Raw genomic sequence first — 14,979 nt, 5'->3', positions numbered from 1 at the left:
AAACCGTATAATCTTTCCTTTCAATTATATACCTCGATTTACGTTTTTAAAAATGGATTTAAAGGGGGGTATTTTTTGGTTATATGTATTTTTAGGCGGCTGAGATTACTGAATTTCAAAAAAAGCATATAAAATTTAAACATATTGTTTAAAAATTCAATCGTATTCGTAGATTGTAAAAAACTTAAATACCTTATTATCAATTATTTAATAATGATCATTATGTTTTTGTAAAGAAATTTAGAGATTTTTTAACACAAACGATTGCGTAAAACATGAATTCTTGTATATTTATCATTCTAAGAAATTTAAAACCTGTTTTTTATCGATTAACTAAACTAAAACGCAAATGATTAAATATTCGAGAAAATGAAAGAAAAACTATCAAATTATTGTTTAAAAATGAGACATTGTTTTTTGATCCCTGTTTTTTTATTGATAACAGGATCAATCTATGCTCAGGAAATTACAGTCTCAGGGACTGTTACAGATGGAACTATGCCGCTACCCGGTGTGAATGTTTTTGTAGATGGGACTAATAAAGGAACTACGACCGATTTTGATGGAAATTATAGTCTTTCTGGTGTGCCTTCTGACGCGACTTTGCGATTTAGTTTCATGGGCTATGAAGCACAGCAGGTTGCTGTGAATGATAGAACTGAAATAAATGTAACCATGCAAGATGATGCTCAAGCCCTTAGTGAAGTTGTGGTGGTGGGGTATGGTACGCAAAGTAGAGAATCGGTAACAGGTTCAGTCGTTTCGGTAAAAGGAGAGGAATTGAATGAAGTAAAAACGGCAAACTTCCAGGAAGCCCTTATAGGTCGTGCAGCTGGTGTTAATATCCAAACAACTAGCACCAGGCCTGGAGCCTCACCACAAGTTCGTATTCGTGGTGTTCGTTCGCTTTCAGGAAATAATGATCCTTTAGTTGTGCTTAATGGTATTCCTTTTGCTGGAGGTTTAAGTGATATTAATTCGAATGACATTGAAAGTCTTGATATACTTAAGGATGCTTCTGCAACAGCAATTTATGGCTCCAGAGGGGCAAATGGTGTTATTCTTATAACAACAAAATCAGGAAGAGAAGGACAAGAAGCAACATTTTCTTATAACACATACTATGCTGTAAAGGAAGTTTTTAATAAGTATCCTATGATGAGTGGATCTCAATTAACACAATTGCGAGCTGATGTTGCAGCTAATAATGATGGAGTTCCTATTTATGATTTAGCAGGAGATGAAGACCCTGCAAATAATACTGATTGGCAAAGCCTATTATATGGTCCAGGTCTTCAAACTACTCATGATTTTAGTGTGAGGGGTGGTTCTGAATCAGGTTCATATAATGTAGGAATGGGATACTTTAAAGAAACTTCTGTTGTGCCCGATGATTCTTTTGAGAGGATTACATTGAGAGCTCAGGTTGATCAGGAAGTTGGTTCCTTATTCAGTTTTGGTTTAAATTCGGTAATGAACTTCAATAAAACAAGTAGTGTCGTTGGTGTATTTGGTGCACTGGCTGCATCACCCCTTTTAAGTCCTTACGGTGAAGATGGAAATTTCGTAACACCCGTTCGACTTCAAACTCAATCTGACGATCTTTGGATTCCTACCAGGTATGAGATAGACCGAATTGGGGATGGGAGAAAAAATCAGCAATTAGATTATGGTTCTTATAATAACGTGTATGCTCAGGTTAGAATACCCTGGGTTGAAGGATTGAAATTTCGAATTAATGGCGGTTTAAATTTCCGTGCCAGTAGAGATGGGAATTTTACGGGTCAGGGAGTATTCAGCTTTAATCCCAACAATCCTTCATCTGCAAGTTACAACAGTTCTAATACAAGAGATTACGTTGTTGAGAACCAATTACTTTTTGACAGAACTTTCGCTGATAAACATAAGGTGAATTTTGTAGGATTATTCTCAGCTCAGCACACCGAATATGATGATGTAGGCTTAACCGTTCGAAATATACCGGACGAACAATCCTTATGGTACAATTTAGATTCAGCTCTTACTGAAGATATCCTGGGTTTTGGAACCAATTATTCAGCTACCGGATTACTGTCTTATATGGGTAGGGTTATGTATCAATATGATGACCGTTATCTCTTTACTGCTACAGTACGTTCTGATGGTTCATCTCGTTTAGCACCCGGTAAAAAATGGGTTACTTACCCTGCAGTTTCCGCTGGGTGGAATATTGCCAATGAAGCCTTTATGGAAAATGTTGATGCTGTTAATGTTTTGAAATTTCGTGCGGGTTACGGGCAAACCTCTAACCAGGCAATAGCCCCTTTTTCTACACAAGGAAGGTTAGCTCAAAGAAATTATAACTTTGGTAGTAACTTTGCTACGGGTTATTTTGTGAACCAGTTACCTAATCCTAATTTAGGCTGGGAGTTTTCAGAAACTTACAATTATGGAGTGGATTTCAGGCTATTTAACCATCGCTTATCCGGCTCTGTAGAATATTATATTACTAATACTAATGATGTATTATATGGTTTGGGACTTCCCGCAACATCTGGGGTAGGCAGTGTAACCAGTAATATTGGAGAAACACAAAATAAAGGTTACGAAATCACCCTTAATGGTACTATTATAGATAATCCAGATGGTTTTACTTGGGATGCTGGTTTAAATCTTTATTCTAATAGAAATGAAATTGTTTCTTTAGCTTCCGGAGAGACTAGAAATGAAGGACAGCTTTGGTTTGTTGGTTCACCCATTAACGTAATCTATGATTACGAAAAAATTGGGCTTTGGAATGAATCAGACCCAGATTTTCAATATCTGGATACTTACGAGCCAGGTGGTAACGCCGGAATGGTAAGAGTGAGATACACCGGAGAATTTAATGATGACGGATCACCGGTTAGAGCGATCAATCCTGATGATAGAGTTATACAGGATCCTACACCCAATTTTCAAGGTGGTTTTAATACGCGTTTAGCTTATAAAAATTTTGATTTAAATATGGTTGGAACCTTCCAAAACGGGGGACTTGTTTATAGCACACTGTATGGATCTGCAGGTTATTTAAATTTACTAACCGGAAGACAAAATAATGTTGATGTGGATTATTGGACACCTACCAATACAGATGCCAGATTTCCCGCACCTGGAGGAATACAAAGTGGCGATAATCAAAAATATGGAAGTACTTTAGGTTTATTTGACGCCTCCTATGTGAAAATTAGGTCCATAACCTTAGGATATAATTTCAACCAGGACTTCATTGGGGATATTGGGATAAAAAATTTACGTATTTATGCTTCTGCGCAGAATCCATTTGTATTCTTTTCACCTTTTCATGATGAATCTGGCTTAGATCCAGAGATTACCAACTCTACGCAAGGAGATCGGAATACTGCTACAGGAGATCTCGGAAATGTTTCCGCAGGAATTCCTACAATAGGAGCAAATGTGCCCTCAACACGAAATTATCTGTTAGGATTAAACCTTACATTTTAAAATATGAAAATTATGAAAAACATTAAATCTAAAATGAGACTATTTGCGATGCTGTCAATGGTATTGCTCATAGGTTTTGCATCTTGTTCAGAAGATATACTACAAGAGAAACCAAGGAGTGTTTTTACTCCAGATTTTTTCACAACTGAAATAGGTGTCCAGGGTGGAATAACCTTTTTATATGAAAATATGAGGTACTTATACGGTCATGCCTATTATTATAGTGCTTTGGAAACCGGGACCGATGAATATACCTTTGCCCAAAGTGCTGATAATAACTTTATAACTCCAGATTTATCGGGTCAGGGTGCTCCTATCCAATCAGATACATATGTAACCGGTATTGCCTGGAATACTGCATTTCCTGCTATTAATACAGCCAATGGAATTATTGAAAATGCTGAAGCAGTTGGAGTTAATGAATCTTTAGTTGCCGAAGCCAGATTTTTCCGTGCTTTCAACTATTTTATATTAGTTCAACAATATGGGGGTGTGCCATTGGATTTAGGTTCAGGAGAATTAGCATTTAATAATTCTGCAGTAAGAACTTCAGTACGTAACACTGTGCCTGAAGTATACACTAAGGCCATATTTCCAGATTTAATTACAGCCGTTGAAAATCTTCCTGTGAATCCCAGGTTAACAGGAACTGTTACGCAAAATGTAGCCAGGTTGAAATTAGCGAAAGCCTATTTAACTTATGCATGGTGGTTAGAGAATCCAAATAATATTCCAACATATCCAGAAACATCTAGAACAGATCCTGATGGCAATGATGCTTCATACTATTTTCAGGAAGCTTATAATTTGGCGGTTGAAGGAATTGAAAATCCAGGGCCTTATTCTTTACAAGAATTTTATTACGATGTACATTTAGGATCTAATGATCGCAATAGCGAATGGATGTTATATGCAGATCGTACAGAAGAAAGTCAACTTTATAATGGAGCTGATTTAGGATGGAGTGGGACTGATGGTAGTGCCAATACAGCAGTTTGGATGGTTACACCTAACTATACTACAATGAGTGTTGATGGCGTTGCTGCGGTACAACGTGAAGCATCTCAAAGCTATGGAAGACCCTGGACACGTATGGCTCCTACAGTGGAAGTGCTTACAGAGACATTTGATAATAAAGATATGGATTCTCGTTATGATGGTACCTTTGTAAGTAGTTATAGAGGTAACTGGGATAAAGGTGGAGTTCAAGAACCAACATTAACCGCTGCGAATGGTATGGAAATAGCACCCGGCGATGCTGTCATTTCATTCTTAGATGAATATAATCCAAATGTAAATTACGTTAACGGTGCTAATATTGGAGGGGGAGAGCTCCCTGGTAGATCTGATTATGTTATAAACCCAAATGAAATCAACAGAAGGTTTTATCCAGGTCTATGGAAGCTGGGAACTTACCGTACCGATAATCAAGGTGGTTTGGGGCAACCAAACGGAGCTTTAACACGTCCTTTCCCTATAGCAAAGTATTCTGAATTTTACTTTGTAGCTGCAGAAGCCGCAGTAAAAGGTGCGTCTGGAAGTTATTCTGCTTACGATTTAATCAATGTTATCCGTGCACGTGCTGGGAAATGGCGTTTTGATAATGGTGAACAGGAGGACAGAAATGAGGATTTTAGTGATGAATTGGTAGCTGAAACCCCAATGGATCTCGATATCTACTATATTTTAGCAGAACGCTCAAGAGAGTATTTTGGTGAGCAAATAAGATGGTATGACCTGGTGCGCACCCAAACATGGGCTGAACTTGCAGGCACTTATACTATTGGAGGTAATGATGCGACAGACCATGATCCTGAAACATTTACCAGAACTATTGAAGATTTTCATTACTTAAGGCCAATTCCTATAAACCAGTTAGACGACTTGGATATGAGTGAAGCTGAAAAGGATGCATATCAAAATCCTGGATATTAAGAAAGTTTTTGATGTAATATTAATTTTTAAAACGAATTTTTTCCTGAATTAGTCAAAGGAATTCGATTATGTAAAAAGGTTGTCTTGAAATATTAGGCAGCCTTTTTTATTTTAAATAACTCCAGATAAGTAACTTTGAATACGACTTAATTAACTTTAAGAAAACAGCCCGCTCAATTTAAATGAAAATACTTGGTATCTCTGCATATTATCACGATTCGGCTGCTGCCATTATTTTGAACGGAAAAGTCTTATACGCAGCTCAAGAAGAACGATTTACCAGAATTAAAAATGACGCTTCTTTTCCTGAAGAAGCCATTAAATTTTGCCTTGATGAATCGGGATTTGATCTATCTGATATCGATGTTATCGCATTTTATGATAAACCCTTTTTAAAATTTGAAAGACTTTTAGAAACCTATTATGCTTTTGCACCTAGAGGTTTTAAATCTTTTGTGAAAGCAATGCCTGTTTGGTTGAAGGAAAAACTCTTTATTAAACAAATTATAAGAAAAAAATTAAAGCAGATAGATACAAACTTTAAAAATTCAAAGATTGATATAGTTTTTCCAGAGCATCATTTATCTCATATAGCCAGTGCATTCTATACTTCTCCATTTAAAAAAAGTGCTTTTATAACAGTTGATGGTGTGGGGGAATGGGCTACAACATCTTATGGAATTGCGTGCGGTGAAAAGGGTATTGAAGTATTAGAAGAATTACAATTTCCAGATTCAATAGGTTTATTTTATTCTTCATTTACTTATTTCCTGGGATTTGAAGTGAATAGAGGAGAATACAAAATGATGGGGCTTGCTCCTTATAGTAATATACAATCTAATAGGGTAGCACAGTTTATTGAGATTATAAAAGAAAAATTAATTGATATAAAAAAGGATGGTTCAATTAAGTTGAATAGAGATTATTTTGAATTTCCAGTGGGATTAAGGATGGTAAATCCAAAAAAATGGGAAAGCTTATTCGGATTTAGAAAGAGGGAGCCCAATGAAAAACTAATACAAATCCATGCCGATTTAGCATTTGCGGTTCAAAAAGTTTTGGAACAAGTGTTAGTTAGGATAATAAACCATGTTAAACAGCAAACAAAGGCCAATTATTTATGCATGGCAGGAGGTGTTGCTCTTAATTGTGTTGCTAATTCTGTTTTATATAACCAGAAAATTTTCAAGGATATTTATATTCAACCTGCTCCAGGAGATGCCGGAGGCGCATTAGGAGCTGCATTGGTAACAAATTACCTTAAATCAGATTTGATATTTACTGGTTTGAACGAAGCTTTTAATAATTATTTGGGGCCTAATTTTTCCAGGCTCGAAATTGAAAGGATCCTAAGAAAAAATAAATGCAATTTTCAATACTTTAAATCGTCAGAAGAATTATTAAGTATAACCGCCAATTACATCGCTGAAAAAAAAGTGGTCGGGTGGTTTCAGGGAAGAACAGAATTTGGTCCAAGAGCATTGGGTAATAGAAGTATTTTGGCAGATGCAACTGATGTAGATATGCAATCTAAACTTAATTTAAAAATTAAATTTAGAGAAGGTTTCAGACCCTTTGCCCCAGCTGTATGTGAAGAAGATTATGCCACTTATTTTGAACCAGGAAAACAATCTCATTATATGTTGTTTACCAATGAACTTAAACAATCACTGGTAAATGAATTACCAAATAACTTTGATGGGTTTAGTCTTGAGAAAAAGCGAAACTTAGTTAAGTCTACGTTGCCTGCGATTACCCATATAGATTTTTCTGCCAGAGTGCAAGTTGTGAAAAAAAGCATGAATCCAAGGTTTTGGAATTTAATTCAAGCTTATAAAAAACGTTCAGGAAATGCTGTAATAATTAACACAAGTTTCAATGTTAAAGATGAACCTATAGTTAATACTCCTGAAAATGCCTATCTTTGTTTTATGAACTCAGGGATGGATATACTGGTGATAGAGAATTATTTAATTGTAAAGTAGATGGAGTTTATAAAAGAATTTTTCCTTTTTTTAAAGGAACGCAAAAAGTGGTGGTTGGTGCCATTAATGTTAATTTTTTTGATTTTAGGAAGTTTTATATTTATTACAAATGGATCTGCTTTAGCTCCATTTATTTATAGCCTCTTTTAGTGAAGTTAGAAAAAGCCTTTGAAACCATAATTGTTTTAGCCTTAGCTGTGCTAATTTGTTTTTTGGTATATCAAAAGATATGGCTCATTTACTTATCAATAGCATTACTTATAATTCCAATAATTTCAGTAAAAGTAGCGTTGATTATCTCCCAAATATGGTTCGGTTTTTCTAATTATTTGGGTTTGGTAATGAACTACTTTATAATGTTCATTTGCTTTTATCTTTTCTTAGTCCCTTTATCTTTTCTGCAAAAATTATTTGGTGGAAATCAAATTTCAAAAAAACAGCTAGGGGATTCATATTTTTACAAAAGGAATCATTTATTTACCAGTAAGGATATTAATAAACCCTGGTAATTACTTTCGTTTTAGTTTATTCCCTTTCTCGAAATAAAATTGGGCATAGTCAACCTTACCCATCTTCATACACATATTACCGGCCATTTCGTATACCTTTGACTGTTCAGGGAATTCCGAAATTAAGGATTGCGCCACTCGAAGAGCATTTTCAAAATCACCTTCATTATTATAAGTATGATAGGCCTGTCTCATTACATTTTCCCATTTTTCTTTACCAGAATAAAGACTGATTGCTTTTCTCTCTTCATAGGTAGGATTCTGAATGGAATGATACATTCTTACCGGATTCCTTCCAGACATTTCTAAAACATAGGGCCAGGATTGTTTTAAATCATCTACAATAAATTTTCCCCTAATAGAATCTATACGAGTTATTGGAATGTCCTGGAATGCCTCGTCGTAAGAAATAAAATTTTCCCAACTGCCTATAAATTTTAGTTCTTTTAATTTGTTACAAATACCATCAGCTATAATAAAATTACCCTTTACATTCGGATGCACATGCTCTGTCATGAATTCATTATCAATAATTCCGAATTGGGATTTAGTTCTAAAATCTTTCTTTGTGTCAACCAGATGTACATTTTTATTCTTCGATACTTCGATAATGGCATTATTTATTTCTTCTGGAGCCCGAAACCTTAGTAAATCCAATTCTTTGGCAATATGGAAGTATTTCTTTGCAGAATCCTCTTGCTTATTAATATAAAATTGGCCCAATTGGTAAGCGGCTTTAGCATTATGCCCAGCAATTTTAGAAGCTATTGTTTTATTTTTCTTTAAAGCCTGTTCAAAATCATCTTCAGGAAAATCATCACTTATGAAAGGTGGAGTATCTTTCTCGTTAGATACCAAGGTTGATATAAACACAGGGATATCGTTGTGTTGATATTTCGATATGATTTTTTTTAAATTGCTTTTAAATTGATTTATACCAGCATGATACACTTCTGAATTATAAGGGATTTGCTGTTCTCTGGCCATCACCTCCATCAGTGTTGTTTCTCCAACTTTATAACCAGTATCATTTACAGATTCAAAAATCTGGGAGTAGGCATTTTCTAATAATTGAAAGAAACGTAAGTTTTTTAACTTTAAATAAAATCTTACCAGGAATGGATGATTCCCTGTGAAAACAGTAGATCCTGCACCTAATGCTCCATAGTATTCATTATGTCCCGCATATATGATGACGAGGTCCGGTTTTTGTTCGATTATTTTATCTGTCAAATCCCATAATGTATAAGAGTTAACTGCGGTAATTCCCGTGTTTATTATTTCTATATTTTTGTCAGGAAAAGTTCTTGATAGTCTATGTTTCAGTATCCTGGGAAAGGAACCATTTTTATAAAAAGGAAAACCTACTACTGTGGACGCCCCCTGAACAAAAATTCTAAATGTACTATCAGATTTATTCTTTAAGAACAAATCTGATTGATTATCTGAACTAAATCCTGTATTCTTAAAATATTTTTTAGAAATATCAGAATTCATTTCATAATATTCGGTGTCATTTTCAGAGATTACCTTGTGAAAAAGCTCATAATTTTCGCCATATCCAAATACTCGGAGCATTACTTCCACCACTAGAATTACAAAAACGGGGAAGACAATAGCAATTAGCTTAAATACTGTTTTTTTTTTCAAAAGTAATAGGTTGTTTTAGGAAGCAGTAAAATTGCAATCGGTTGCGGGTGAAAGATGAATTTGTTTTTCAATAAATCAAACACTATCATAGTTTTTTAAGATGAAGTATAAATTTAGTTTTTTCCCACTTATTTTATGTCAATTATTATTAATTTTCTGTAAAGATAGGCTTGAAATTAAAAAGAAAACCAGCCATTTGGGATCATCCTTTCACATCATTTTCTAACGCGTAGAGCCATCATTACTACATGCTATGAATATAAAACATAGTAAAAACTAAAAAAATACTTCATTTCTCAGACTTTAAATTATAATGTTGATATTGATTACAGGGATAATTAATTTTCACTACTCAATAAATTATCTGCCGCGAGAATAAGAAATAAATAATCTGTAGTCCCACCACCCAGAACATATTCGGTTTGTTGCCAAAGGAAGGGCCATTCTAGAAGTTCAGGAAAATCTGGTCTTATTAAAGCAGTTCCTGAACCAATTCCCCCCGGCGTGAAAGAGAAATCTCCTCGGTTAATTCCGTAAGCTTGTAAAAGTGATCTGGAACCAACTCCAGATGCAAAGGATGAGGTGTTTACCCCAGGATGTACACCAAGAATAAAATTCATAGCGTGTAGCATATAATCTTTAGGAAATATTTCAGGGAAATTTTTATGTAAAAAATACTGCTGAACCCCAAAACTTTGGATTCCCCAACCTGCTCCCCAAATATCGGGTTCGTAAGGCAATCCATATGGTGTTTTCTTCTCCAGTTCTTTTACTTCACTCAAGTATCCTTTAACAGCAGTTCTTACTTCCTCTTTAAACTGCTCATTTTTTATTTGTGAAAAAGCACGCCCCACTATCCATCCTGTTCTATTAATATTTTCAGTTATCAATTGGGTATTTCCGGTAAGGAAATCGGCATATTTTTTTTCCCCGGTGGTTTGAAGTAATTCAACAGCGAGCTCCAATTTATGTAAAGGATTATCGGTTTCGGTAATATCCCATACCTCACTGGCAATTTCTAAACAATCTTCTGCTAATAATGGATTAAAATCTTTTAGGGCTCTGGCGGTTGCTGCCAATCCTGCTGCTGCACTAAGTTCTCTCTGCGGATTTTCTTCTGTAAAAACCCAACGGTCATCCTGGTCTCCCTTTTCACCCCAGGATATATTTTCTAAAAAGTCTTGTTTAAACACTTTGTCAAAAGCTATCCCGTCTGAATGATTTACCGGGTCGCCCAACAAAATATATTGGTCATTAGTAGGAACAATGATGCCCCGGTAGAATCTCCCTAGCGCCTTATATCCTCCCACAACAGATAAGGCCCCGTGTTCTATTTGCTGAAGAATATCCGCCTTCCCATCTGGTTGAAGCATATCTACTGTTTTTGTATCCTGATTTATTGTAGTATTGTCATATTCTACATTGAATAATTCATAAATGTGTGATAGACCCTGGATAGTAGAAGCCTGTGATTCTACCCGTAGATCAAAATCTCCCGCATCATGCCATCCTCCCATATTTAGGCCTGGCACGTGCTCTCCTGGTTGAAAATCAGTGAAGGTTTTACTGGCTTGAATATAGCCATCAAAATGGTTATGATCTAAAGGAGCCATTCTTGCATCATCGAGATGGCAGCGACCGTGCCAAATCTTATAGCGGTCATTAACCAGCATATGGCACATTTGCACCGGCAGGAAATATTCCAAAGTTGGCTGCCAGACATCTCTTTGAAATACATCTTCAGCTATTTGAAAAGGTTCTGTTACATAATCGCCATATTGTAACTGGTACATTCCGGGTTCTTTAATTGCCGAAAAATCTAACTGATAATATTTATACCTCAAGAAATCACCCCATTCCTGCGGAGATTTCGAAATTACTTCTGTTTTTCCACCCTGATTTTCGATACGGAGAAGTGTTACTTGTTGAGGATTTTTATCCAGTTTATCTGTCTCTATCACTGCAATTTTTTCCTGAGCCGGGTGATACCCTACCTGGGAAACCTGCACTACAGGACTATAAGTATAATTTTCAACAGCATTTGGGCTAATAAGCCATTCAATGGCATTATTTGTAGCTCCTGCCGGTACGAGGGAGCGGACGATGAACCAGCCATTGCTATGTTTTGCGCGTCCGTCGAGCAATTGTAGTTCATTGTTTTTGAGATTTTCAATCTTAAGGGTTTGTTTTTCGTCTTCAGGAACAATTACGAGCTCATTTCCGGCAGCCATAGGTTTCATCCGGTATTCTCCTTCTTTACTATAAAAACCAGGGCCGTTTGCCTGTCTATTGAATATCCCGAACGAGTTATCCATATAGTAGCTTTTTCCGAAGAGAATTCCGGGAAATAATTCAATATTCATTCCTACTTTTCCTACCCATTCCTGTGGTAATGGTTCTTCAAGATCAATTATGATCTTAAAGGATTTTCCCTGCGGAACAACTTTTAGGGTGTAAGAAAGATCCAGGTCGGGATATTCAATAGGGTTAAAACCTTTTCTATTCTTATCGGGATCGGGGTAACTCATTTTTACACTTATCTCCTGTTTTTTCCAATCAACCTGCCTTTCTCCCACTTTTGGAACCGGCTGCCATTGTCCAGGTGCAGGTTCAAGACGTAGATCCCCATTGGTAGCTACACGTATTCCATTTTGTATAATTCCAACGCCACCCTGGTGACTTTCAGGGTAAAAATCGTGAGCCAACATCACATTTAGACCTCTCATTTCAAGGTATTCCTGTTCATTTATAGATAATATTTCACTGGAATTTTTTTGCGCAAGTGAGGGAAGAAAACTTAAAATTGCTAGAATAGATAGTAGTGATCTCATAATAATGTTTTATTTAGGATGCCTTAAAAACGTGAATAGGGAAAAATTATATTCGTTTATAGTAGGGTGAAGAATATATTTTCAATTTAATATAATTTTCGTAGTTAGAAAACAATACTTATTGCTCGATGGTACGAATAAGCAATAATCTAAATTAAACTTTTAAATTTCTATTTTCTTTCTAATTCTGCCAAAAGAAAGAATGATTAGATCTGTTTTTTAGAAAAATCTACGAAAATTCATTTGTTTCGTGGATAGATAAGTGTATTTTTAAAACTTAAAGTTGTGAATTTAGGTTTCACACAAGTTACTTGAAAAAGCAACCATCTTTCTTTCTATACTAATTCTCTCATTTGTCAAGACAATACACCCACATGAAGCCTCTCAAGTTAATTTGGATTTTATTAGTGAATTTATGTTTGGTCTCTTGTGCCAATGAAAGAAAGGAACAAGCTAGTACAGTGGAAGTGGATCATGAGTTTACTAATAATCTTATTAATGAGAGCAGTCCATATTTACTTCAACACGCTCATAATCCAGTAAACTGGCACGCCTGGAATGAGGAAACCCTTAAAAAGGCAAAGGAGGAAAATAAGCCATTGCTAATTAGTATAGGTTATGCGGCTTGCCACTGGTGTCATGTAATGGAAGAAGAGAGCTTTGAAGATCCTGAGGTTGCGAGGATAATGAATGAGAATTTTATTGCAATAAAAGTTGATAGAGAGGAGCGTCCCGATGTAGATAATATCTACATGAACGCCGCCCAATTAATGACCGGCGGGGGCGGTTGGCCTCTGAATATTTTAGCCTTACCAGACGGGAAACCTTATTTTGCAGGAACCTATTATCCAAAGGATGACTGGTTAAAAGTGCTTAAGCATTATGTTAATCTTTATAAAAACGATTCGGCTGCTATAGAAAAACAAGCCGAAAAAGTTACTCAAGGGATAAATTCTTTAGATGAAGTTCCATTAATTCAAAAGGAGCCATCTTTTTCATTAAATAACCTAGATAGTATTTATAGCCAAATTAAACCTGAAATAGATTTTGAAAAAGGAGGAAAGATTGGATCAGAGAAATTTCCTTTACCGGCATTATGGAACTTTTTGCTCCATTATAATTATTTAAGTGATGATGATAGTGCATTACAGGCTGTTGACATAACCTTGACCAATATGGCTTTTGGTGGCATTTATGATCATTTGGGTGGCGGTTTTTCCAGATATACTGTAGATGAAGATTGGCGGGTTCCACATTTTGAAAAGATGCTTTACGATAATGCACAGCTTATAAGCCTTTATTCCCAGGCCTGGCAAAAAACAAAAAATCCGCTTTATAAGCAGGTAGTTTATGAAAGTCTTGAATTTGTAGAAAAAGAACTTACCGCTTCTAACGGTGCATTTTTTTCTTCGCTTGATGCAGATACCGATGGGGAAGAAGGGAAGTATTATGTGTGGACCGCAGATGAAATTGATGTTAATTTAGGTGGAAATTCATGTTTATTTAAAAGATACTTTAATATTGAAGCAAATGGGAATTGGGAAGAAAACAAGAATATATTATACAGGAATACCAGTGATGAGGATTTCGCTGAAGAAGAATTGGTTTCAATCGCAGAGCTAAGAAATAAAATTTCTGATGCGAAACAGAAACTAATAGCTGAAAGGAAAAAGAGAACTAAACCAGCACTGGATGATAAAGTGCTGACTTCCTGGAATGCTTTGATGATAAAAGCTTACTTAAATGCCTATCAGGTTTTTGGAGAAAAACAATTCTTAGATGCCGCCCTTAAAAATGCCCGGTTTCTTGAGAAAGAGGTTATATCAAAAGAAGGCGCCATAACAAGAAATTTTAAAGATGGTAATGCAAGTATTCCTGGTTTTCTTGATGATTATGCGTTTGTAATTTCAGCATTCATTGATCTTTACCAGGCTACTTTTAGTGAAAAATGGTTGCTTCAGGCTAATGATCTGGCTAATTATACCCAGGAACATTTTTTTGATTCGGCTTCAAAAATGTTTTTTTATAGTCATAATGAACACTCAGGCTTAATTACCCGCCAGAAGGAAATTTTAGACAATGTTATACCGTCATCAAATTCTGAGATGGCTAAGAGCCTACTATTTCTTTCCCATTATTTTTATGATGAAAATAAAAAGAATGTCGCTGAGCAAATGCTGCAAAACGTGCAAGAAAATTTAAAAGAATACCCGACTTTTTATGCAAACTGGGCAAGCGTAGAAGCTCATTTTGTAAAACCACCTTTTGAAGTTGCTATTTTGGGCAATAATGCCAAACAATTAAAGAAGGAAATAAACCAAACCTATCTTCCTAATATTCTTTTTATGGGAGGAGAAAAAGAAGGAACCTTAGAATTACTTAAAGGCAAATTGGTTGCCGGGCAGACCACGATCTATGTTTGTAAAGATTTTGTATGTAAATATCCGGTTACAAGTGCAGGTGAAGCCCTGGAGCAAATAAATGGGAAGTCTCTCTGGTAGTTTCTGAGAAATCACGATTTAATATCCATTATAAATAGAAATGAAAATAAGTTAATTGTAACATTTACTGTATATTAAACATCTT

At 35.5% G+C, this 14,979-nt stretch carries 7 protein-coding genes; 5 read left to right on the top strand and 2 right to left on the bottom strand.

Features of this window, described 5'->3' with window-relative positions; translation table 11 throughout:
- Positions 1-369: 369 nt before the first annotated feature.
- From FG27_RS06240 to FG27_RS19370, 4 genes are all read left to right on the top strand, one after another.
- The gene (locus tag FG27_RS06240; protein ID WP_037316926.1) at positions 370-3,483 is read left to right on the top strand and encodes a TonB-dependent receptor; all 3,114 of its coding nucleotides are present in this window, start codon (positions 370-372) and stop codon (positions 3,481-3,483) included.
- A 12-nt stretch (positions 3,484-3,495) separates the two neighbouring features.
- Entirely contained in the window at positions 3,496-5,418 is a 1,923-nt protein-coding gene (locus tag FG27_RS06235; protein ID WP_156101210.1) for a RagB/SusD family nutrient uptake outer membrane protein, read from the top strand.
- Between the two features lie 182 nt (positions 5,419-5,600).
- The gene (locus tag FG27_RS06230) at positions 5,601-7,403 is read left to right on the top strand and encodes a carbamoyltransferase N-terminal domain-containing protein (protein WP_037316923.1); all 1,803 of its coding nucleotides are present in this window, start codon (positions 5,601-5,603) and stop codon (positions 7,401-7,403) included.
- Positions 7,404-7,553, top strand: a complete 150-nt coding sequence (locus tag FG27_RS19370; protein WP_231563291.1) for a DUF5989 family protein — start codon at positions 7,404-7,406, stop codon at positions 7,551-7,553. It begins immediately after the preceding gene.
- Positions 7,554-7,912: 359 nt separating this feature from the next.
- On the opposite strand, the gene FG27_RS06220 is transcribed toward FG27_RS19370, so the two are convergent.
- Positions 7,913-9,562, bottom strand: coding sequence for a hypothetical protein (locus FG27_RS06220; protein ID WP_051935774.1), 1,650 nt, complete (start codon positions 9,560-9,562; stop codon positions 7,913-7,915).
- A gap of 338 nt (positions 9,563-9,900) precedes the next feature.
- Entirely contained in the window at positions 9,901-12,393 is a 2,493-nt protein-coding gene (locus FG27_RS06215; protein ID WP_037316920.1) for a glycoside hydrolase family 9 protein, read from the bottom strand.
- A 374-nt stretch (positions 12,394-12,767) separates the two neighbouring features.
- Between FG27_RS06215 and FG27_RS06210 the strand changes: the two genes are divergently transcribed.
- On the top strand, positions 12,768-14,894 hold the full coding sequence (locus FG27_RS06210) for a thioredoxin domain-containing protein (protein WP_037316919.1): 2,127 nt from the start codon (positions 12,768-12,770) through the stop codon (positions 14,892-14,894).
- Positions 14,895-14,979: the final 85 nt, after the last annotated feature.

Source organism: Salegentibacter sp. Hel_I_6 (assembly GCF_000745315.1).
Taxonomy (GTDB): Bacteria; Bacteroidota; Bacteroidia; order Flavobacteriales; family Flavobacteriaceae; genus Salegentibacter.
This window is presented reverse-complemented; position numbering and strand designations above follow the sequence as displayed.

Coding starts and splice junctions, on each gene's coding strand:
- FG27_RS06240 (WP_037316926.1), top strand. CDS start 370: ATGAAAGAAAAACTATCAAATTATTGTTTAAAAATGAGACATTGTTTT.
- FG27_RS06235 (WP_156101210.1), top strand. CDS start 3,496: ATGAAAAACATTAAATCTAAAATGAGACTATTTGCGATGCTGTCAATG.
- FG27_RS06230 (WP_037316923.1), top strand. CDS start 5,601: ATGAAAATACTTGGTATCTCTGCATATTATCACGATTCGGCTGCTGCC.
- FG27_RS19370 (WP_231563291.1), top strand. CDS start 7,404: ATGGAGTTTATAAAAGAATTTTTCCTTTTTTTAAAGGAACGCAAAAAG.
- FG27_RS06215 (WP_037316920.1), bottom strand. CDS start 12,393: ATGAGATCACTACTATCTATTCTAGCAATTTTAAGTTTTCTTCCCTCA.
- FG27_RS06210 (WP_037316919.1), top strand. CDS start 12,768: ATGAAGCCTCTCAAGTTAATTTGGATTTTATTAGTGAATTTATGTTTG.